The sequence below is a fragment of the Mycetocola tolaasinivorans genome, from assembly GCF_003667565.1.
GTDB lineage: Bacteria > Actinomycetota > Actinomycetes > Actinomycetales > Microbacteriaceae > Mycetocola > Mycetocola tolaasinivorans.
The window spans coordinates 1-21,413 of sequence record NZ_RCUX01000009.1 but is presented as its reverse complement, the minus strand read 5'-3'; the positions used below and the strand labels follow the sequence as shown (position 1 = coordinate 21,413).

At 66.2% G+C, this 21,413-nt stretch carries 21 protein-coding genes; 15 read left to right on the top strand and 6 right to left on the bottom strand.

The window, feature by feature from the left end; translation table 11 throughout:
• Nucleotides 1-19: 19 nt before the first annotated feature.
• From D9V32_RS11795 to D9V32_RS11785, 3 genes are all read left to right on the top strand, one after another.
• Nucleotides 20-1,762 (top strand): alpha-glucosidase, encoded by a 1,743-nt coding sequence (locus D9V32_RS11795; RefSeq protein ID WP_121649114.1) that lies wholly within the window; start codon nt 20-22, stop codon nt 1,760-1,762.
• Complete coding sequence (locus D9V32_RS11790) at nt 1,759-2,817, top strand: Gfo/Idh/MocA family protein (protein WP_121649113.1); 1,059 nt, start codon at nt 1,759-1,761, stop codon at nt 2,815-2,817. The genes D9V32_RS11795 and D9V32_RS11790 overlap by 4 nt, the downstream gene beginning before the upstream one ends.
• A 125-nt stretch (nt 2,818-2,942) precedes the next feature.
• Nucleotides 2,943-3,980 (top strand): LLM class flavin-dependent oxidoreductase, encoded by a 1,038-nt coding sequence (locus D9V32_RS11785; protein ID WP_121649112.1) that lies wholly within the window; start codon nt 2,943-2,945, stop codon nt 3,978-3,980.
• Nucleotides 3,981-4,141: 161 nt separating this feature from the next.
• On the opposite strand, the gene D9V32_RS11780 is transcribed toward D9V32_RS11785, so the two are convergent.
• The 3 genes from D9V32_RS11780 to D9V32_RS11770 are packed head-to-tail and all read right to left on the bottom strand — an operon-like array spanning nt 4,142 to nt 7,063.
• The gene (locus D9V32_RS11780; protein ID WP_121649111.1) at nt 4,142-4,813 is read right to left on the bottom strand and encodes an ABC transporter ATP-binding protein; all 672 of its coding nucleotides are present in this window, start codon (nt 4,811-4,813) and stop codon (nt 4,142-4,144) included.
• Nucleotides 4,810-6,144 (bottom strand): ABC transporter permease, encoded by a 1,335-nt coding sequence (locus D9V32_RS11775; protein ID WP_121649110.1) that lies wholly within the window; start codon nt 6,142-6,144, stop codon nt 4,810-4,812. The genes D9V32_RS11780 and D9V32_RS11775 overlap by 4 nt, the downstream gene beginning before the upstream one ends.
• Nucleotides 6,137-7,063, bottom strand: a complete 927-nt coding sequence (locus tag D9V32_RS11770; RefSeq protein WP_121649109.1) for an ABC transporter permease — start codon at nt 7,061-7,063, stop codon at nt 6,137-6,139. The genes D9V32_RS11775 and D9V32_RS11770 overlap by 8 nt, the downstream gene beginning before the upstream one ends.
• A 930-nt stretch (nt 7,064-7,993) precedes the next feature.
• On the opposite strand from D9V32_RS11770, the gene D9V32_RS11765 reads away from it, so the two are divergent.
• Entirely contained in the window at nt 7,994-9,379 is a 1,386-nt protein-coding gene (locus D9V32_RS11765; RefSeq protein WP_245982294.1) for an MFS transporter, read from the top strand.
• 63 nt (nt 9,380-9,442) lie between these two features.
• On the opposite strand, the gene D9V32_RS11760 is transcribed toward D9V32_RS11765, so the two are convergent.
• Nucleotides 9,443-9,850, bottom strand: coding sequence for a VOC family protein (locus tag D9V32_RS11760; RefSeq protein WP_121649107.1), 408 nt, complete (start codon nt 9,848-9,850; stop codon nt 9,443-9,445).
• A gap of 13 nt (nt 9,851-9,863) precedes the next feature.
• The gene (locus D9V32_RS11755) at nt 9,864-10,310 is read right to left on the bottom strand and encodes a helix-turn-helix transcriptional regulator (protein ID WP_425462009.1); all 447 of its coding nucleotides are present in this window, start codon (nt 10,308-10,310) and stop codon (nt 9,864-9,866) included.
• 107 nt (nt 10,311-10,417) lie between these two features.
• Here D9V32_RS11755 and D9V32_RS11750 point away from each other — a divergent pair, with 107 nt between their 5' ends.
• The 6 genes from D9V32_RS11750 (at nt 10,418) to D9V32_RS11725 (ending at nt 16,046) form a co-directional block, all read left to right on the top strand.
• Nucleotides 10,418-11,608, top strand: a complete 1,191-nt coding sequence (locus tag D9V32_RS11750) for an LLM class flavin-dependent oxidoreductase (protein WP_121649106.1) — start codon at nt 10,418-10,420, stop codon at nt 11,606-11,608.
• The gene (locus tag D9V32_RS11745) at nt 11,605-12,291 is read left to right on the top strand and encodes a CE1759 family FMN reductase (RefSeq protein ID WP_121649105.1); all 687 of its coding nucleotides are present in this window, start codon (nt 11,605-11,607) and stop codon (nt 12,289-12,291) included. The genes D9V32_RS11750 and D9V32_RS11745 overlap by 4 nt, the downstream gene beginning before the upstream one ends.
• A gap of 293 nt (nt 12,292-12,584) precedes the next feature.
• On the top strand, nt 12,585-13,691 hold the full coding sequence (locus D9V32_RS11740; RefSeq protein ID WP_183086299.1) for an AAA family ATPase: 1,107 nt from the start codon (nt 12,585-12,587) through the stop codon (nt 13,689-13,691).
• Nucleotides 13,692-13,771: 80 nt separating this feature from the next.
• Nucleotides 13,772-14,323: an RloB family protein gene (locus D9V32_RS11735; protein ID WP_183086298.1), complete on the top strand. Its 552-nt coding sequence runs from the start codon at nt 13,772-13,774 to the stop codon at nt 14,321-14,323.
• A gap of 98 nt (nt 14,324-14,421) precedes the next feature.
• Nucleotides 14,422-15,081 carry a bifunctional 4-hydroxy-2-oxoglutarate aldolase/2-dehydro-3-deoxy-phosphogluconate aldolase gene (locus tag D9V32_RS11730; protein WP_121649102.1) on the top strand — a complete coding sequence of 220 codons (660 nt, stop codon included), beginning with the start codon at nt 14,422-14,424 and terminating at the stop codon, nt 15,079-15,081.
• Nucleotides 15,078-16,046, top strand: coding sequence for a sugar kinase (locus tag D9V32_RS11725; protein WP_121649101.1), 969 nt, complete (start codon nt 15,078-15,080; stop codon nt 16,044-16,046). The genes D9V32_RS11730 and D9V32_RS11725 overlap by 4 nt, the downstream gene beginning before the upstream one ends.
• A 21-nt stretch (nt 16,047-16,067) precedes the next feature.
• Here D9V32_RS11725 and D9V32_RS11720 read toward each other — a convergent pair whose 3' ends face one another.
• Entirely contained in the window at nt 16,068-16,838 is a 771-nt protein-coding gene (locus D9V32_RS11720) for an IclR family transcriptional regulator (RefSeq protein ID WP_121649100.1), read from the bottom strand.
• A gap of 158 nt (nt 16,839-16,996) precedes the next feature.
• Here D9V32_RS11720 and rpsO point away from each other — a divergent pair, with 158 nt between their 5' ends.
• From rpsO to D9V32_RS11695, 5 genes are all read left to right on the top strand, one after another.
• The gene (gene rpsO / locus D9V32_RS11715; protein WP_121649099.1) at nt 16,997-17,266 is read left to right on the top strand and encodes a 30S ribosomal protein S15; all 270 of its coding nucleotides are present in this window, start codon (nt 16,997-16,999) and stop codon (nt 17,264-17,266) included.
• Nucleotides 17,267-17,380: 114 nt separating this feature from the next.
• A complete protein-coding gene (locus D9V32_RS11710) occupies nt 17,381-18,022 on the top strand; it encodes a hypothetical protein (protein ID WP_121649098.1) in 642 nt (213 codons plus the stop codon).
• A 70-nt stretch (nt 18,023-18,092) separates the two neighbouring features.
• A complete protein-coding gene (locus tag D9V32_RS11705) occupies nt 18,093-19,160 on the top strand; it encodes an FUSC family protein (RefSeq protein WP_121649097.1) in 1,068 nt (355 codons plus the stop codon).
• A gap of 80 nt (nt 19,161-19,240) precedes the next feature.
• Nucleotides 19,241-19,510 carry a hypothetical protein gene (locus D9V32_RS11700; RefSeq protein ID WP_147440466.1) on the top strand — a complete coding sequence of 90 codons (270 nt, stop codon included), beginning with the start codon at nt 19,241-19,243 and terminating at the stop codon, nt 19,508-19,510.
• Nucleotides 19,511-19,828: 318 nt separating this feature from the next.
• Nucleotides 19,829-21,413 (top strand): polyribonucleotide nucleotidyltransferase (locus tag D9V32_RS11695; RefSeq protein ID WP_121649095.1); only part of this gene is annotated, 1,585 nt, incomplete at its 3' end.

Genomic DNA, 21,413 nt, shown 5'->3' with positions numbered 1-21,413 from the left:
GTGAAAGGACATCTCCGAGATGACCCCCGAAACCGCCTCCGTTCTCGCCCCTGCCGCCACTCAGGCCTGGTGGAAGGATTCGACCGTCTATCAGATCTATCCGCGCTCGTTCGCCGATTCCAACGGCGATGGCATCGGTGACCTGCGCGGCATCATCAACCGTCTGGACTATCTCGCCGAGCTTGGCGTCGAGGTCCTCTGGCTCTCGCCGATCTACCCGTCCCCGCAGGATGACAACGGATATGACATTAGTAACTATCGCGACATTGAGCCCATGTTTGGCACCATGTCCGATTTCACCGAGCTTCTCGAGCAGACCCATGCTCGCGGGATGAAACTCATCATGGACCTCGTGGTCAACCACACCTCGGATGAGCACCCCTGGTTCCGTGAGTCCCGCGATCCGCAGAGCCCCAAGCGTGACTGGTACTGGTGGCGGGCCGCGAAGCCCGGGGCGGAGCCGGGCACCGATGCGGCGGCTCCGACCAACTGGGGATCCCGGTTCTCCGGTTCAGCCTGGGAGTATGACGCGGTGTCGGGGGAGTACTTCCTGCACATTTTTTCTCGTCGTCAGCCCGACCTCAACTGGGAGAACCCCGAGGTGCGCGCGGCCGTCTACGAGATGATGAACTGGTGGCTTGATCTCGGTGTGGATGGCTTCCGGATGGACGTTATCAATTTCATTTCGAAAAACACCGATCTACCCGAGGCCGAGGTGCCGGCCGGTGCGATCTATGGCCAGGCACGCGAGCACTACATGAACGGGCCGCGCCTGCACGAGTACCTGCAGGAGATGTACCGGGAGGTGTTTGCCGAGCGTCCCGAGCGTCTGCTGACCGTGGGAGAAACCCCGCGGGTGACGGTGAATGACGCTCTGGAACTCACCGATCCCGAGCGACGCGAGCTCGACATGGTGTTCCAGTTCGACCACATGGATCTGGATTCCGGGGTGGACAAGTTTGATCCGCTGCCGCTGGATCTTGCCGGGCTCAAGGAAATCCTGGGCGGTTGGCAGCGCGGCCTGGCCACCACCGGATGGAACAGCCTCTACTGGAACAATCACGATCAGCCACGGATCGTCTCACGCTGGGGAAATGATGGCGAGTATCGCGTGCGATCGGCGAAGATGCTCGCGACGGTGCTTCACGGACACCGCGGAACACCGTATATCTATCAGGGCGAGGAGCTCGGCATGACGAATGTCGGCTATCCGACCATCGAGGAGTTCCGGGACATTCAGTCGCTGAACTACTACCGCGAGCAGACCGAGGTACGCGGCACCGACCCGGCCACGGTCCTCGCCGGCGTGCGCAAGCGTTCACGCGATAACGGGCGTACACCGATGCAGTGGGACGGCACCGATGGCGCGGGGTTCACCACCGGTGAGCCGTGGATCGGCATCAACCCCAACAGTCGGGAGATTAACGCCGCCGACCAGGTGGGTGACCCCGAATCGGTGTTTGCGCACTACCGCACGCTCGTTGCGCTGCGTAAGAGCGATCCGATTCTGGTGGAGGGCGTGTTTGAGCTGGTGTGGCCCGAGCATCCCGCGATCTACGCCTTCACCCGCACGGTGGGGGAGCGCGGCATCGTGATTCTCGCGAACTTTGGGGATGAGCCGGTGACGTTGCCCGAGCACGGCCTCGAGGCGTTTGCGGGGGCTCGGCTCCTCCTGACTAACGTGGATGGCACGGCGGCGGTGCTGTCCGGGGAGCGGACCCTTGCTCCCTGGGAGGCCAGCGTCTACGACAACCGCGGATGATTGAGGCGGGGCCGGGCGCGCAGGCTCTGCGGATCGGGATCGTCGGGGCCGGTGTGATGGCGGCGACTCACGCGGAGGCCTGGGCACGCTGCGGTGCGCGGGAGGTGCGCGTGCTGGTGCGCACCGATCGCCGACTGCCCGAGGGCTTCGGGTACTCGGCGCGGGCCACGGTGTTCACGGACGAGGAGGCGTTTTTTGCCGGCCTCGACATCCTGGATATCTGTAGCCCGACCGATACCCATCCACGCCTGGCCCTGCGCGCGGCCGCCGCTGGAGTGTCGACGCTGTGCGAGAAACCGCTGGCACCGGATGGCCAGACGGCGGCGCGCATCGAGCGAGCATTCGCCACGAGTAGCACCGCGTTGGTGGTGGGGCATATTCTGCGGTTTGGTACGCCCGCCCGGGTTGCTCGCGAGGCGCTGCTTCGCGGAGACATCGGTGAGCTGCGGGCGCTACGGCTCAGTCGGCTGTCGGCGTCGCCGGCGCGGGCGCGCCCCTGGTTTGCCGATGTGCGGCGCTCGGGTGGGGTGATTGCCGATCTGATGATTCACGATCTCGATCTTGCCGAGTGGTTTGCGGGAGAGACCGAATCGGTGTGTGCGGTGGAGGCACCGGGGCTCCCCGGTGGCGGCACGGCGAGCGCCCTCACCCGGCACGTGGGCGGGGCGACGGCGAGCATCGAGGCGTCCTGGGACTTCCCCACTCCGGGGTATGAATCTGGCTTTGATCTGGTGGGGGAGCGCGGCATCATCACGTTCCGCCAGGGCGGGGTTCCGTTGCTGTGGGAAACCGGGGCCGAGGCACCACGCGCGCTCACCGAGCGGATGGACGATCGTATCGATCCGTTTGTGCGCGTGGCGCGGGCCCTCCTTCGGCGGCGTGAGCAGGACGCCGCTGCTGCGGGCGAACGGGGGATAGCGGATGGTGGGGTCGGTAGAGGGCCTGTGCTCACGCTCCCGGGCTCCGCGCGGGACGCGGTGCGTGCCGTGCGCCTGACGGATGCTGCCCGCGCGTCGGTGCGTTCGGGGCTTCCCGTTCGCCCCGAGCGCGGGTAGCGCCCGCGCTCGCCGGGTGTTCCGTCGCGCCCCTCAGGTTTGGCGCGGAGGGAATACCCGGCGCGGAGGCCGCCTTATACCGAGGGTGTGGTTCGCGAGGGTCGCGCGCATACGAAGGGACGGCAGTGAAACTTTCAATTCTGGATCTGGTGGCGGTACGCACGGGGCAGACCACGGCGCAGGCGCTGCGAGCCAGCGGTTCGGTGGCACGCTGGGCCGATAGTGCGGGCTTTACCCGCTACTGGGTTGCCGAGCACCACAACATGCCCTCGGTGGCATCCACGAACCCGCCGGTGCTGATCGGCCTGATCGCCGCACAGACCGAGCGCATCCGGGTGGGATCGGGTGGCGTCATGCTGCCGAACCACGCGCCGCTGGTGGTGGCCGAGCAGTTTGCGCTCCTTGAGGCCGCGTACCCCAACCGCATCGACCTCGGTATTGGTCGCGCTCCCGGAAGCGACCCGGTCGTGACCGCCGTGCTCAATCGTTCGGGAGCCACGAGTGATGTGAACTCCTTCCCGCGCTCGATCCAGGAGATCCAGGGGCTGCTGGAGCGGGACGGTATCGAGGTATCGCTGAGCAGCGGCCGCGAGTATGGGCTGCGCGCCACCCCGGATGCGGCGACCAGCCCGGACCTCTGGCTGCTCGGCTCCTCCGACTACTCCGCCCGCCTCGCCGCCGCGCAGGGCCTGCCCTACGTCTTTGCCAACCACTTCGGCGGAACGGTGCCCGATGAGGCCATGCAGATTTACCGCAGCGAGTTCCGTCCCGGTGCCGAGGAGACCCCGCGCACGTTCATGACGGTCACCGCCGTGGCCGCCGACACCGCGCAGGAGGCCGAGGAGCGTGCGCTGTCGCAGATGATCATGATGGCGCGCATGCGCACGAATAAGCCGATGACCAAGGGCCTCACCCGGGAGGAGGCCGTGGCCACCCCGCTCGACGCCATCGAGCAGAGCGTTGTGGAGGGCATGCGGCAGAACTGGATCATCGGCGACGGCGACACCGTGGCCGCCCGCATCCAGGCCCTCGCCGACCGCTTCGGCGTGGACGAGGTCATGATCGCCCCGGCCACCGCCGAAGACTTCGCGACCGACCCCGACACCGCCCCCGCACGCATCCGCACGCTGGAGCTGCTGGCCGACCGCCTGATGGAGAAGTAGGGCGCATCCGCACGCTGGAGCTGCTGGCCGACCGCCTGATGGAGAAGTAGGGCGCATCCGCACGCTGGAGCTGCTGGCCGACCGCCTGATGGAGAAGTAGGGCACGTTTTTGGCAACGCGGGGCTGCGCACGTGGTGTGCGGCCCCGCGTTTTGTGCGTTTCTAGCGGGGCGTGGGCAGTGGCGTGAGCGCTCGGTCGGTGAGCAGCAGCTGAGCATCGCAGTGCCGCGCCACTCGCTCGCTGTGGGTCACGATCACGAGCTGGCAGCCGCGATCCTGGAGGGTTCGAAAGAGTGTCAGCACGGCCTCCTCGGTGTCCTCATCGAGTGCCCCGGTGGGCTCATCGGCGAGGATGACCGCCGGTTCGGAGACGAGCGCACGGGCGATGGCGACGCGCTGCGCCTCCCCACCCGAAAGCACGCTCGGACGCTTACGCTCGAAGCCGGTGAGCCCCACCAGCTCGAGATACTCGCTGGCCCGCCTTCGCTCCGCGGATCTGCGACCCCGCGCCCCCATCAGCACGTTGGAGAGCACACTGCGGTCACCGAGGAGATCGTAGTGCTGGGTGATAAAACCGATGTGGTCGCGACGGTGCCGTGCCATGTCTTCATATCGCCGCGAGAGGGCCGCCCCGTGATACCGGTGGGTTCCCTCAAAGCGGGTGTCGAGGCCGGCCAGGATCCGCAGCAGCGTGGTTTTCCCGGAGCCGCTGCGGCCGAGGACGGCAACCGATGAGCCCGGTTCGACCAGGGCAAAGCTGAGATCCTCAAAGAGAACGCGCGCCGTGCCGTTGGGTTCGGTGATGGTCTTGCCGATGTGCTCAAGGGTGATCATGCCGAGCCTCTCTGTGGGGTGTCCGTGGCGGAGCGGGGGCCGAGGTCAAGCGCGCGCAGGAGGAACCAGCGCTGCACGCCGATGTCGAGGAGGAACCAGACTATGAGCGCGCCGATACCGATGAGCGCGGCCCGGATTCCCAGCGCGGGGGAGAGCGAGACACCCAGCCCGAACAGCGCCAGGGTGAGGGTGTACTCCGCCGCCGACGCGCACTGGCGTTCGCGAATCAGGGCGCGAGTGGGGGCTCCGAGGACCTCGAGGATGCGCACCCGCGGAAGACGCCGACGGTGCACGTGGTACGAGATAAAAACGGCGGCAACGAGTGCGGCAATGAGCATCAGCACCTGCACCGCACTCACCAACGCGAGGTTGTCCACCACGATTTGCCGCACCAGTGCGAACTGCGTCAGATACAGGGGGACTCCGATGAGGGCGTGCTGGGTGAAGCCCGTTTGCTGCCCGATCCGGGTGAGTTCCGCGAGGAGTTCATCCGTGGTGGTCTCCAACGGAAATGCGAGGTCGGTGTTGATCATCGCGAAGGTGAGGATGCCGAGGAACGATTGGTACTTGGGAGTGAGCTCCACTGCGGCGGTGTCTTCGCCGGGCTGCACCAGCGTTTCGGGGTAGGGCATGACGATGCGGTCCCGAAGAAAGGTGTTGATTTCGCCCCGGTAGTAGACCGCGGATTCGGGCGGGAGAAAACCGGAGACCGTGAGATCCAATACGTTTCCGTAGAGGTCGCCCCGCAGGGTGTCGCCCACCGCGTAGACCCCCTGATAGTCGCTGCCGAGGAGTACGGGCACCATCCCGCTGGCGTAGTCCACCTCGGCCCAGCTGATGGCTTCGCCCGCGCTCGCCGTCAGTCCGTAAAACTCGAAGGCCTGCCGACTCATCTGCATCGACTTGACGTTCATGAGCGTGGTTCCAGTGACCGCATCGGCGTAGCGGCCAACGACGTCGAGATCGGTGCCAAAAGTGTGATCGAATCGATCGTCACCGCGAAACTCCTGGACTGGCACCGCCTGGTCAAACATCGAGAGCGGTGTGAGGGCGGTGGAGCGCGTGAGCGCGTCATAAAAACCCGAGACCTGCGCCATGGCCTCGGGGTTGTTCCGGATGGCGAGGAACGCGTCGGGATCGTCGTAGTAGGTATCAATCAGCTGCGCGAGGTTGTTTTCTGCGCGCGCGGAGAATTGAGAGTCGAGGGTGCCGGTCGTGGACTCCGTGAAACTCACCGTGGTGACGGTGCTGACCAGCGCGAGTGCCACGATCAGGATGCGCAGGAGGATGAGCGCGCCATTTCGTCGGATGTCATACAGGATTTCACGCATCGTCGCCTCCCCGAGTGGCGCGTGGCGTGAGTGCGCTAAAGCTCGCCACCGTGACGGCCTGGACGAGAAGAATGGCCGCGGTGAGCAGTGGTGCCTGATCGACTCCAAGTAGGAGAAGGGCAACGCCCGCCAGCAGGGCGGTGGCCGCCGACACGAGAACGATCGGGCCAAACCTGGTCAGGAGGCGGCGGTGGCGCGGTGCCCCGAGGACGTGCAGGATGCGCGCCCGGGGGCGCACGCTGGCCCCCACAAACTGGCCGGTGAAGGCCCAGCCCACCACAACCAGCGTGCCGCCGAGGGCGAGGAGTGCCGGGGAGACGAAGTCGATGTTGGTGCGGCCGCTGGTCGCGGTGAGGGATGCCGGTGCCCACTCGTCTTCAAACGCCGCGGCGGCGCGGGCCAGGCCGCCCGGGGCATCCAGGACCACCGCCTGATCTGGTGCGGTGACAAAGTAGTCGGGGTCGTAGAGGAGGACGTCTCCGGAGAGCAGGCTCTGTGGGCTGCGACCGAGAACACCGACCACCCGGTACTCGCGGTCATCGATGCGCACGATCTCGAGGGAATCCCGGGTCAGAGTGACGACATCCGCCCCGACGAGCGCGGTGCCCACCTCGCCCGCGACGAAACCTCGCCCGGAGTGAATGGGGAACCCGAGGCTCGCGCGCGGCTGGGCGGTGAACGCTCGAACCGAGCCGTCCTCCGAGACGTTGGTGAAGGCGCGGGCATTCTGCGCACCGGTGTCGAACACCGCGAGGGCCTCGGAGAGCGGCAGCTCCACCCGGATCGCGTCCGAGCTGTAGAGCCGGTTTCCCTCGCGGTGAAGCCCCGCCTGGCGGTCGTTGTACGTGACCAGCGTGAGTGCGAGCAGCGTAAACAGCGCGCTGAGCGCAGCAAAAAACACCAGGTTTCGAGGTGACACCGTTTCCTCCGATTGAGGGAAGCGAGGAGCCGGAATGCCTATCCATGATTTTCCGGCTCCTCAACGAGGCTAGCGACCGTAATAGGTTCGGGCTGAGCCCCAGCCGCTGTATGCGGCGTTGGGGTTATACGAGCGCCACTGTGAGGTTGCGGTCGTACCATTGATCCCCCATTGGCGTCCGGTCGACGTGAGGACGACTCTCCTTGGCCAGATTCCTTCTAGTTGTGCAACCGTGTAGTGACGTGCGCCGACCCAGGTCGTCCATCCGTGCGCCCGTTTCTGATCGGTTCCCCGAACCTGCCGTTTCTCGGATCTGCCGGCGTGGTGAGGGCCGGAACGGGAGAGGGTACTTGCGGAAAATGATTCGGAAGAGGAATGTTGCGCAGACTCGTTTTCAGCCCATCCTCCAGTTTCCGTGGATGCGTGAGCTGCAGATCCAGGGATCACGAGGCCCGCAACCAGAATGCCGACACCGAGGAATGAGTAACGACGCTGTTTATTCATTTTGTAGTCCTTTCAATAGTTGTTGTTTGTTATGCCGAACCGGTCAGAATGATCCTTTTTGTTCTAGCCGTGCCCTCACCGTAGGTTGCTTGATCGGATTCTTTGCTGGGAGCTCAAGAGAATGGCGCAAACTGACGCCAGGGCTGGCGGTTTATCGGGCGTTTGGCGGCTGGAGCGCGAGATCTTGCGGGTGCTACCGCCCCGCGACACGCCGATACGCGTACCCGCGCGAGTTATTGTTTAGATGACTTTAACTGGGTGGGGCGTGACACTAAGTCGCCGCTCGGTTTCCGAGATTGCCCACATTTCGCGGGATAAGCGGCGGGTGCGCGCCTTGGGGTCCCGGTGACACTAACTCAATTTCGAGCCCCGAAGCGCCCGAAAAACCGCGAAAAGCCGCGGAAAAAGGCGAGCAAAATGGCTTCCATGACTCGATTAGACCGCCTCGACGCGCTCCCCTTCACCCGTGAACACCGCAAGCTCCTGTTTGGTTCGGGGGTGGGCTGGGCGCTGGACGCGATGGACGTGGGTCTGTTCTCGTTTGTGATCGTGGCGCTCTCGCAGCAGTGGAACCTGCAGTCGGGTGAGCAGGGCATCATCGCCTCGATCGGGTTCCTCGGCATGGCGCTGGGCGCGAGCGTTGGCGGTCTGCTGGCCGACCGCTTCGGTCGCCGCCAGGTGTTCGCCATCACGCTGCTCATCTTTGGTATCGCGACCGGTGCCTCGGCGCTGGTGTGGTCGGTCGGTGCGCTCATCGCGCTGCGATTCATCGTGGGCCTCGGTCTCGGTGCCGAGCTGCCCGTCGCCTCGACCCTGGTGAGCGAGTTTGCGCCGCCGCGCATCCGCGGCCGCATCATCGTGCTGCTGGAGGCATTCTGGGCCGTGGGTTGGATCGCCGCCGCGGTCATCGGCTACTTCGTGGTGAAGGCCGGGGATGACGGTTGGCGCTGGGCGCTGCTCATCGGTGCCGTGCCCGCGATCTACGCGGCGGTGATCCGCTTCGGGATGCCCGAATCGGTGCGGTTCCTGCAGTCCCGCGGGAAGAACCTGCAGGCGGAGAACACCGTGCGTCGCTTCGAACGTTCGGCCGGAATCGACGCCCCCGAACTCACCGAGCTGCCCGCCACCGAGGATGTGGCGGAGGAGGCCGCGGTTGTTGAACCCGCCGTTCCCGCGCGTGCCCGACTCGCCGCGCTCTTTGCTCCGGTACGCCGCGGCCAAACCATTGCGCTCTGGACCGTGTGGTTCTGCGTGAACTTCTCCTACTACGGCGCGTTCGTCTGGATCCCGACCCTGCTGGTGAACTCCGGTTTCTCGCTCATTCAGTCGTTCACCTACACGCTGATCATCACCCTCGCCCAGCTCCCCGGCTACGCGGCCTCCGCCTACCTGGTGGAGAAGTGGGGTCGTAACCGCACCCTCGCGGTGTTCCTGATCGGCTCGGCCATCGCAGCCACGCTGTTTGGTCTGGCCACGGTCGAGTGGCAGATCATCGGTGCCGGCATGCTGCTGTCGTTCTTCAACCTTGGCGCCTGGGGTGCGCTCTACGCGATCACCCCCGAGCTGTACCCGACCGCGCTGCGCGGCACCGGTGCCGGCTGGGCGGCCGGATTCGGCCGGATCGCCTCGATCATCGCGCCGCTGATCGTCCCGACCCTGGCGAAGACCGCGGGTCTGCCCACGGTGTTTATCGTGCTGGCCACCGCGTTTGTGATCGCGGCCGTCGCGGCGTTCCAGCTGCATGATCGTCGCGGTCAGTCGATCGACGACTTCGATGACGCCCGGGAGGACGCGGCCGCACCCGCCGCGTAGTTCCGCACAGCACGGCAGCCCGTCCCGATGCTTCGGGGCGGGCTGTCGCTTTGCTTGTGACAGCTATGCCTGGTTGATGCGAATGATGTTGCCGGCCGGGTCACGGAACGCGGCATCACGCAGACCGTAGGGCTGATCGGTGGGCTCCTGAATGACGTCGGCACCGGCGGCGGCCAGGCGCTCAAACAGGCCGTCGAGGTCATCGCTGGAGAGGGTGATCGCGGTGTAGACACCCTTGGCGATGAGCTCGAGCACCACGCGGCGCTCCTCCTCGGTGACGCCGGGGTCGGCAACCGGGGGATGCAGCACGATCGAGGTGCCGGGCTGGCCCTCGGGGCCAACGGTGATCCAGCGCAGATCGTTGTATCCGACTTCCTGACGCACCTCGAAGCCGAGGAGGTCGCGGTAGAAGCCGAGGGCGGCTTCGCCGTCGGTGTGGGGCAGGAATGCGTTCTGAATGGTGAGGATCATAACGCCATGCTAGTTACGCGCTGGTGCCGTGCGCTTCTTGATTCCTGACCGGTCTGGTGATCTGTTTCGCAAGGCAGTGCGGGATTCCCGCGGCTGCCTGAGATTGATCGCGCCGATATGCACTCGGGGCCACCCCGACCAGCTCGGTGAAGCGGGTGCTGAAGGTGCCGAGCGAGGTGAATCCCACGGCGAAGCACACCTCGGTGACGCTGAGATCGCCGCGACGCAGCAGCGTCATCGCGCGTTCGATGCGTCGGGTCATCAGGTACGAGTACGGCGACTCCCCGTACACACGTCGAAACTCACGGCTCAGGTGCCCGGCGGACATGTGCTCGCCCCGCGCCAGCTCCTCAACGTTGAGTGGCTGGGCGTGCTCGCGATCAATGCGATCACGGACCCGGCGCATCGTGACGATATCGCGCAGCCGCTTCTGCTCCTCGGGGGTGCTCATACCCTCCATCCTGACACCTTCTCCTGAATCTGGAATAAAATCTGTGGGGGCACCGTTGACCCAGATATCTATTCAAATGGATATACTTAGGGTGATTGAGAGCAGAGGGATAGACCATGCAGTTTGGAATCTTCAGCGTCGGTGACGTAACCACCGACCCCACGACCGGTAAGACCCCCACCGAGCACGAGCGCATTCAGGCCATCCTGGCGATCGCCAGCAAGGCCGAGGAGGTGGGCCTCGACGTGTTCGCGACCGGTGAGCACCACAACCCGCCGTTTGTGCCCTCGAGCCCCACCACGATGCTCGGGTTCCTCGCCGCGCAGACCAACCGCATCCTGCTGAGCACCTCCACCACGCTGATCACCACCAACGACCCGGTGAAGATCGCCGAGGATTTCGCGATGCTGCAGCACATTAGTGGCGGCCGCGTGGACCTCATGATGGGTCGCGGAAACACCGGTCCGGTCTACCCCTGGTTTGGCAAAGACATCCGCGACGGTATCTCCCTCGCCATCGAGAACTACGCGCTGCTGCACCGCCTGTGGCGCGAGGACTTCGTGGACTGGGAGGGCAAGTTCCGCACCCCGCTGCAGGGATTCCAGTCCACCCCGCGTCCGCTGGATGGCATTGCGCCGTTCGTTTGGCACGGCTCGATCCGCAGCCCCCAGATTGCCGAGCAGGCCGCCTACTACGGTGACGGCTTCTTCCACAACAACATCTTCTGGCCGCAGGAGCACACCGCGCAGATGATCAACCTCTACCGCGAGCGCTACGAGCACTACGGTCACGGACCCGCGGCGCACGCCATCGTGGGTGTGGGTGGCCAGGTGTTCATGCGCAAGAACTCGCAGGCGGCGAAGGACGAGTTCCGTCCGTACTTCAACAACGCCCCGGTCTACGGCCACGGCCCCTCGATGGAGGAGTTCACCGCGCAGACCCCGCTGACCGTGGGGTCCCCGCAGGAGGTTATCGACCGCTACGCCGCGCAGCAGGAGCTGTACGGCGACTACCAGCGCCAGCTCTTCCTCATGGACCACGCGGGCCTGCCGCTGAAGACCGTGCTCGAACAGCTCGACCTGCTCGGCGAGGAGGTTGTGCCGGTGCTGCGCCGTGAGTTCGCCGCCAAGCGCGCCCCCGGAGTGCCCGATGCCCCGACCCACGCGAGCATGCTCGCCCGCACCGGTGCTGTCTCGCAGGCGATCGCCCCGCAGAACGATCCGACCTACGACACCGGCTTCGGCGTCACCGGCATCGCACCGGGCGCCGCGACCCTCGACTCCCTGGATGTCGAGGCCGGGCGATGAGCGCCCGCCGGATCGCCGTTATTAGCGCGGGCCTCAGCGAGCCCTCCTCCACCCGTCAGCTGGCCGATGCCCTCGCCCGGGCGAGCGCGGCCGAGCTGGCGCGCGGGGGAGAGCACGCGGCCATCGAGGTGATCGAGTTGCGCCACATTGCTCCGGACATCCTCAACGGTCTGCTGACGGGCACGCACGCCGAGCCCCTGGTCCACGCGCTGCGTGTGGTGGAGGAGGCCGACGCCGTGATCGCGGTGACGCCGATCTTCAGCACCAGCTACTCGGGACTGTTCAAGATGTTTGTGGACCTCATTGATCGCGATGCCCTGACCGGTGTCCCGGTCATTCTGGGCGCCACCGCGGGAACCCCCAGACACTCGCTCGCGATCGACTATGCGATGCGTCCGCTGTTCTCCTACCTCCACGCGGACGTCGTACCCACCGGGGTCTTTGCGGCCACCGCCGACTGGGGCGGGCAGGGCACGGACGCCGAGGGGCTGCCGGGTCGCATCGCGCGCGCTGCGGGTGAACTTGCCGGACGTCTGACCGGCACCGCACCGCGCACGCGCGCCCCGCGGCCGGAGGCGGCACCCACCGCATCCGCCGCTCCGGCGGCCGCGCCGCTGGGCGGGGCGTCCTCACGCGCGTTTGACGGTGGCTTCGTGCCGCTGGGAGATCTGCTGCCGCACTAGAAACGCAGTCTCACGGTCATCCAACGCCGGGGTATCCAGATCGGATACCCCGGCGTTGTGCATATCTGGCCGCCATGTCCGGTACCTCGTTTTTGCCGGTGCCGCCTCGTAGTCTCGAAACGGGGCGGCACCGGGCCGCCCGATCGTGGTCATGATTGGGGGAGGCCGTGCTTATCCGTTTGGCGGTGGAGAACTTCAGATCGATACGAGCGCCGGTAGAGCTTTCACTCGTTGCCGAAGGGGGCGATCGGTCGGCGGCGGTGCGCCCGGCGTTCCCTCGCCCGGTGCTCGGTGTGAGCCTGGTTCCGGTCGCCGGCATATTTGGCCCCAACGGGGCAGGGAAAACAAACCTCCTCACGGCGTTTGCCTGGCTTCGTCGCTTCCTTGAAGCACAACCGCGTGCGGCGAGTGGGGTGGTGCCCCTCGACCGATTCGCCGGATCGGAAGCGCCCGCGGGGAACACCTCGTTCGACCTCGAAATGGAGATCGACGAGGTTCGCTACGAATATCAGCTGGATGTGAGCCCTGGCGGGGTGACCTATGAGGGTCTGTTTCGCTATGCCCACGGGCAACGACTTACGCTGTGCGAGCGAGAGCGAGGTGCAACCTCGTTCCGCGTGAGCGGGGAGAACCTTCCCACGCTCGTGGACGCGACCCCCGCCACGCTCTCGATGCTCGCTATTCTGGGGCAAACGGAGGGCACCCATGCCGCACGGTTCCTTCGCGCGCTGGGCGCGAGCGTCATCATCGGGGTTCCCGAACATCGAAACCGAGGCGCGGGTGCCGAGGGGGATCGCTCAACGATGAGTATCTCGAGTGTGGCTGCGAGATCAACAAATCTCGCTGCGCGCCGATTGCGTGATCGGGTTCTTGCGCTCCTCACGCTCGCGGAACCCGAGGTCCGGGCGGTCACCATCGATCCTGCTGGCGGCTCCGTGGTGCCCCACCTGGTGCGAGAGCAGGGTGGGCGCTCATTCGCGCGCCGCCTCACTGATGAGTCAGCCGGCACCCGTGCCTGGTTCGAGATTATCGGCCCGGCCCTGTGGGCCCTGGACACCGGATCGTTGCTGGTCGTTGATGAACTCGACGCCCACCTACACCCGATGCTGAGCGAGTATCTGGTGGACCTGTTCTCATTGACTCGCGCAAACCCCAAGGGTGCCCAACTACTCTTCAGCGCACAGAGCTCGCATCTTCTCAACTCACTCGATCGTGACCAGATTTGGTTTGCCGAAAAGCCGGGCGACGGGGCTACCCGGCTGATGTCGCTGGCCGAGTTTTCTGGCCCCCACGCGCGCCCACCGGCAGACTTTGAAAGCGGATATCTCAGCGGCAGATTCGGTGCGATTCCCGAGCTATCCGGCGTGGTATCGCTGCGCGCCGCCCGGCTCATCGGATGAGCCCGCGCCGGGCCCCGCGCGATGCAGACGACGCCTTGCGCCGAGGGGTGGACAGGCGTCCCGTTCGTGCCACTTTCCGCGTGTATGTGGAGGGCAGGGTCACCGAGGTCGCCTATATCGACGCCCTGCGACAGGCCGCTCACCTCGCCTCCTCCACGTCCGTGCGCGTGATGATTGGCGAATCTGGTGCAGTGCCTCTCGCTCTGGTGGAGGCCGCGCGCCGCGACCGGCACAGGATACGAGGGGGAGTGGATCAGTTCTGGTGCGTTTTCGACGTCGAATCCCCGCTCCGGCATCCGCATCTGAGGCGTGCCATCGCGCTCGCTGAAGCGAATGATATTCGTGTTGCGGTGAGCAACCCGTGTTTTGAGCTATGGCTTATCCTGCATCACCGAGACCACGGCGCCCACCTTTCCACTCGCGAGGCTGTTCGGATTCGTCGGCAACTGGACGGGGCAGGAGGCAAGGGGCTCAACCCGGACACATACATGCGATCCCGTGACGACGCGGTGAAGCGTGCTCACACGCTGAGGCGTCGGCATCAAAGCAACGGGACCGTGTTCCCCGAGGATAATCCGGGCAGTTCCGTTGATCGCTTTGTTGTCGCGCTCAGTGAAGCAGGCTGGGCGTAATCACGGCGTTGTGCATGTGTGCGGCCGCCTGCTATCGTCATCCCACAATGTCGGGATGTCGTCCCGATAATCGGTACCGTCGCCGAAAGGGCACCCGCATGACCACGATCCCCACCCGCTCATCCCTCTCCTCAATCCTTGAGGAGACCCCCATCGTGGCCGTGCTGCGTGCCGGTCACGCGCGCGAATACGCGCCGGTCATTGAGGCCCTGGTGGCCGGGGGTGTGCGCTCGATCGAGCTGACCCTCAGCACCGAGGGTGTGTTTGACCTGCTGCCCGACCTGGTGCGAGAGTTTGGTGATCGCGCTGAAATCGGCGTCGGTACCATCACCTCGCGTGCGCAGGCCGAGCGCGCACTCGACGGCGGGGCCGGATACCTCGTCACCCCGATCACCGATCTCGACATCATCGCCGCGGCGGTCTCACGCGGCATCCCGATCTACCCCGGCGGCCTGACTCCCACCGAGCTGTTCTCCGCCTGGAACGCCGGTGCCACCGCGGTCAAGCTGTTCCCCGCGAGCACGGTGGGCCCCGGCTACATCGGCCAGCTGCGTGGGCCGTTCCCCGGCATCCGCGTGGTGCCCTCCGGCGGCATCGGTGTGGACGATGCGGCCGCCTGGATTCGCGCCGGGGCCTCGGCCGTGAGCCTCGGCGGACCGCTGCTCGGCGACGCCTTCTCGGGTGGAAGCCTCGCCGCGCTCACCGAGCGCGCGCGCCGCCTGGTGGCCAATGTCGCCGATGCGCGGAGTGCCCGATGAGTCGCGTCGACACCGCTGTCACCCCGACCGACGTTCTCACCTTTGGCGAGACCATGGCGCTGATGCGCACCGACTCACCCGGCCCCCTCGCCACCGCGCATCAGCTGGGGCTCGGCATCGGCGGTGCCGAAACCAACGTGGCCATCGCCCTGCGTCGCCTCGGCACCGACGTCACCTGGATCGGCCGGGTGGGAGACGACGGCCTCGGCGAAAAGGTACTCCGCGAGGTCGCCGCCGAGGGCGTGCGCGTGGTTCCACTGATCGATCCCGCCGCCCCGACCGGCCTGATGATCAAGGAACGTCGCACCGGCGACCACACCCGCGTCACCTACTACCGCGCGGGAAGCGCCGCCTCCAGGCTCACCCCCGCGGACGTCTCGGCCGAGCGCATCAGCTCGGCCCGGCTGCTGCACGTCACCGGGATCACCCCCGCACTCTCGACGAGCGCCCGGGAGACCGTGTTTGCCGCGGTGGACAGCGCCCGCGAACACGGGGTGCCGGTGTCTCTGGACCTCAACTATCGTGCCGCGCTGTGGTCGGCAGAGGAAGCGGGAAGGGTGCTGCGTGAGCTGGTCACGCGCGCCGACATCGTTTTTGCCGGCGATGACGAGGCCGCTCTCGTCGTGGGCTCCGGTGCCTGCGATGGTCTCGCCCGCGGGCTCGCCGCCCTCGGGCCCGCGCAGGTCATCATCAAGCGCGGGGCACACGGTGCCCACGCGCTCATCGAGGGTGTGACCCACGATGTGGAAGCGGTGCCGATTCGCCCGGTCGATACCGTCGGTGCCGGAGATGCCTTCGTGGCCGGTTACCTCGCCGAGTATCTCGCGGGGGAGGACGCCGAAACCCGGCTGCACACCGCCGTGCGCACCGGCGCGTTCGCGTGCCTCGTCGCGGGCGACTGGGAGGGCATGCCGACCCGACGTGAACTCGGCCTGCTCGACTCCACGGAACCGGTGCAGCGCTAGCCCCCTGGCACCGCGGAGCTACTACAGCCAGTGCTCGGCGAAGTCCGGGGTGAGGTGGGCACCGATTTCCGGGGCGGCGGCGGTGAGAACCGCGGCCACCTCGGTGATTCGCGCCGGGGTCATGTGCACGCTCGGTGCCGACACCGACACCGCGGCGCGATACTCGCCGGTGACATCGGCGATCGCCACCGCGACGCAGGTGATGCCCAGCTCATTCTCCTGATCGTCCAGCGCGAAGCCCACGGCGACCGCACGCTCCAAGACCGCGGTAAACGCGTCGAGGTCGCGTACCGAACGTTCGGTGCGCACCTCGGCCGGGTCAAAGTATGCGGCGGCCACCGCGGGCTCGGCGTGGGCGAGTAGGGCCTTGCCCATCGCCGTGTGCTGCGCCCGAAAGCGTGCACCGGGCCGCGAGGCCATGTCGATGCCGCGGCGGCCGCGGGCCTTCGCGAGGTACAGAATGTCGGTGCCATCCAAAATACCGAGGTGGGTGGCGTCGCCGAGTTCCGCGGCGATTCCCGCGAGGAGCTGCTGCACGCGACTCGGCAGATCCATCTCTCGCTCGGCCAGGCTGCCCAGCTCGAGCAGGGCCACGCCCAGCTGATACCGGCCGTCCGTGCTCAGCTTCAGGAAGCGGGTCGTGACGAGGGAGGTCAGCATGCGGTGGGTGGCCGAACGGCTCAGCCCACTGGCGGCGGCGAGGTCGTCCAGGCGCACCGTGCCGTGCGCCACCAGGCGCAGCAGGCCGAGGCCGCGCTCGAGGGTCAGGGCTCCGGATGTGGGCGTCGTCATGCCCCCAGTATTGCAGCCGCCGTACCCGCCACGCCGGTTCGGCGGGGCTGCGACAAGCTGTTATAGTTGAGAGGTTGCCGTTAGATCGGCCGCGGACTAAGAGAGCCCACGCATCCCGCGTGCGGCACCGCGCAGCGAACAGAAAGGGGATCACCACTATGGCCATTACTGACGAAGCCAAGAAGGCGATCATCGAAGAATATGCAACTCAGCCCGGTGACACCGGATCCCCTGAGGTCCAGGTTGCTCTGCTGAGCGCCCGGATCAAGGACCTGACCGAGCACCTCAAGGAGCACAAGCACGACCACCACTCGCGTCGTGGTCTGCTGCTCATGGTGGGTAAGCGCCGTCGTCTGCTGGGTTACCTGCAGGACGTGGACATCAACCGCTACCGTTCGCTCATCGAGCGTCTCGGCCTGCGCCGCTAGTTCGCGCCGCAATTCTTCGCGTTTTCTAACGCTCTCGTTGGGCCGTCGATCTTTCGTTTAGAAAGGTCGGCGGCCCCTCGTCTTTCCCCGCAACGTTTTGAGGATGAACCCGACATGTCCACTCCGTCTACACCCCGCCCCCGCCGCGCCCTCACCCAGTGGGTGGGTTTTCCCGTGCTGGTGCTGCTGGTGTACTTCGTGGCCGGTTCCATCCTGCTGCCGCTAATTGATGGCGTCGCCCACATCGTGGCCGTCGCCGTCCTTGTGGCCATCGGCCTGTACCTGCTGGTGTGGCTCTGGCGCTGGGGGAGCGGCCCGAAAGCCGCCCGCACTTCCCTCACCTCACTCGCCGACGTGACCCTGCACCGGCTGGGTCGCACCGCGGATACCGCCGGCGAGGTGACCGTGCTGACCTCCCGCACCCCGGTGCCCGAGAGCCGGTTCTTCCGCAGCCCGCTGACCACGGTTCGTGCCTGGCGTGGAGACTTCCCGGACGCGATCCTCGTCCCCGGCATCACCAGCGGCGCATCGCGTGCACTGCGCGTTGGCGTGCAGATGGAGGGCGGCGGCAAGCTCTACCTGGTTGGCTTTATCGCCCCCGAGCAGGATCGTGAACTGCTCGCGACCCTCGAACCCCTCGCCGCCCGCGGGGAGTACGTCAGCGTGCCCGCGCAGATTCTGCAGAGCACCATTGGTACCGGGCTCACGATCGATCTGGACCTCGCGGTCATCCCCGCCGCGCCGAACACGCCGTAGCGGTACCGGACGGTACGCTTACACCTATGGCGGGTGTGTCACCCCGCCGCACACCAGGGGGAGAATCAGCATGGCCGAGCGGGGAATCGCCTCCAGCCTGGTGCGGTTCGCACCGGGAGGGCCGCGCTGGCCGGTAGCCATCCAGGCCGGCATTGCCATGTTTCTGCCGATCACGATCGGCACCGCCCTCGGCGCACCCCAGCTGGGTTTGCTCGCCGGTACCGGTGCGTTTGCGGCGATGTACGGCGGCGGAATCTCGCGGCTCGACCGCGTGCGTGCCCTGCCCTTTGTGGTGATCGCCCTCATACTCTCCGCGGGGCTCGGGGTGCTGGGCTCCGGCTCGCACGCCACCGCACTGCTCGTGGTGATGTTCTCGGGAATCGTGGCGTCCATCCTGTCCGCCGGGTACAACGTGGGTGCGCCCGGTGCGTTCATGTTTACCCTGGTCACCGGTATCGGGGTTCAGCTTGCGGCCCCGCACGCCAGCGGTGGCGCGGGGATACCCGGCTGGGAGGTGATCGGCCTGGTCTCATCCGGCGCGATTCTCGCCTACCTGGTGGTGATCGCCCCGCTCATCGTGCCCAGGATTCGCCGCGCGCAGCCCGCCCGCACCCCGGTTGCCCGGATTTTCGGCCGGTTCGGGTTCGATGACAACAGCTACCTCGCCACCGTGCGCATGGTGGTGGCCGTGATCCTCGGCACCCTGGTGGGCATCGGGATCGACAGCCACCGCGGCTACTGGATCGTGTGCACGGCGATGGCCATTCTGAGCGTGGGGCACAGCCGCCGGCTCACGCTGGAGCGCGGCATCCATCGCGTGCTCGGTACCCTACTGGGAGCGGGCGTATTCCTCCTGCTCGCGCTCATGCAGCCCCACGGATTCGTGTTGGCGATCATCCTCGGTGTATTCCAGGGCGTGACCCAGCTGGTGATCTCGCGCCACTATGGTCTGGCCCTCACCCTGATCACCCCGCTTGCACTCCTGATTGCGGGAAACTCCCACGTCAATGCCGAGGCGGTGGCGTATGAGCGCGTTCTCGATACCGTGATCGGTGCCATCATTGCCGCGGGAGTGCTGCTGGTTACGGTACCGCGCCCGCGTCGCCGTGCCCGAGCTGCGACGAACGAGGGTTTTTAACCCCGCGCCAGGATGGGCTATTTCGGGCAAAAGGGGTTAGTCTGTACCGTTGCTGTTTTGTCGGAAGATAGGGAACCCTCATGGGTCTGTGGAAGCGTCGCACGCGTCCCGAAAGTATGGAAGAGCTCACCGCCGCGTATGAGCGCGCGGAGGCCGAGGCGAATACCCCGGCCATGGTCGAGGCCCTGATCGATATTGCCTGCGCCTGCGAGGCCCGCTCGGCCGGCCGCGGAGTACGCCACGCTATTGACACCGCCGCCGCCCTGGCCGCCGAGGCGGAGGACCCCGCCCTGATCGAACGGGTACGCTCAATGGACGCCGCACTCGACTGCGCAGCCCACCGCGCATAGGGATTCCGTTCACACGCGGCGTTCACCCGAATGTGGGGTGCCCGTTGCCGCCACGCCCTCCCTCGGCGTGACCCCCTCTGATAGTGTTGAGGTGGCTCCCCGCTTCGGGAAGCCACCAACTCCGCGTGGGGAAGGCCGGCAGGAAGCTGGTCCTCGGTGGTAGGTTCCTCTCGAACAATTCGGTTCGCAGGGTGACTTTCTACTGGAGATCAGCCAGACCGCATGGTCGTGGTTTGAGCAAGTACGGTCGCTCTTTCTCGCGTGGGCCAACGAGCGCGCTTTTGTGTGCGCGCTCAGACGCGAATGGAGATGTGACCTATGGAGGGTCCCGAAATCAAGTTTGCCGAGGCCGTTCTTGACAACGGTAAGTTCGGTAAGCGCACCGTCCGGTTCGAAACCGGACGTCTGGCACAGCAGGCACAGGGTGCCGTTGCCGCCTACCTCGATGAAGAAACCATGCTGCTGTCCGCTACCAGCGCCAGCAAGCACCCGAAGGACAACTTCGACTTCTTCCCGCTGACCGTTGACGTTGAAGAGCGCAGCTACGCAGCCGGCAAGATCCCCGGATCGTTCTTCCGCCGCGAGGGTCGCCCCTCGACCGAGGCCATCCTGGTCTGCCGTCTGATCGACCGTCCGCTGCGCCCGTCCTTCGTGACCGGCCTGCGCAATGAGGTCCAGATCGTGATCACCGTGCTGTCGATCGCACCGGGTGAGTTCTACGACGCCCTGGCCATCAACGCCGCTTCGGCCTCGACCCAGATCTCCGGTCTGCCCTTCTCCGGCCCGATCGCCGGTGTGCGCCTGGCCCTGATCCCGGGTGCCAACAGCAGCGACGACCAGTGGATCGTCTTCCCGACCGCCGCTCAGGTGGAAGACGCCGTCTTCGACCTGACCGTTGCCGGTCGCGTTGTGACCGATGCCAACGGCAAGCAGGACGTCGCCATCATGATGGTGGAGGCCGAGGCTACCGAGAACAGCTGGAACCTGATCAAGGGCGGTGCCACCAAGCCGAACGAGGCCGTTGTGGCCGCCGGTCTTGAGGCCTCCAAGCCGTTCATCAAGCAGCTCGTTGAGGCTCAGGCCTCGCTGGCCGCTCAGGCCGCCAAGGAAATCGCCGACTACCCGGTCTTCCTGCCCTACACCGAGGCCGGTAAGGCCCTGGTTTCCGAGCTGGCTCTCGAGGAGCTCACCTCGGTCTACCAGATCGCCGACAAGACCGAGCGTCAGAACGCCGATGACGAGCTCAAGGACCGCACCAAGGCAGCCGTGGCCGCCAAGGTTGAGGCCGAAGAGGCCGAGCAGATCGTTCTGGACCAGTTCTCCGCCGCGTACAAGGCCGTGACCAAGGACGTCGTCCGTGGCCGCATCCTGCGTGACGGTGTCCGTATCGACGGCCGTGGCGCAGCGGACATCCGCGCGCTCGACGCCGAGGTTCAGGTCATCCCGCGCGTGCACGGTTCGGCCATCTTCCAGCGCGGCGAGACCCAGATCCTGGGTGTCACCACGCTGAACATGCTCAAGATGGAGCAGCAGATCGACTCGCTGAGCCCCACCAAGAGCAAGCGCTACCTGCACCACTACAACTTCCCGCCCTACTCCACCGGTGAGACCGGTCGCGTGGGTAGCCCGAAGCGTCGCGAGATCGGGCACGGCTTCCTGGCCGAGCGCGCCCTCGTGCCGGTTCTGCCGAGCCGCGAGGAGTTCCCCTACGCGATTCGTCAGGTGTCCGAGGCTCTGGGCTCGAACGGTTCGACCTCGATGGGTTCGGTCTGTGCATCGACCCTGTCGCTGCTGAACGCCGGTGTGCCGCTGCGCGCACCCGTCGCCGGTATCGCCATGGGCCTCGTGTCGGATGAGGTGGACGGCCAGACCCGTTACGCCGCACTGACCGACATCCTGGGTG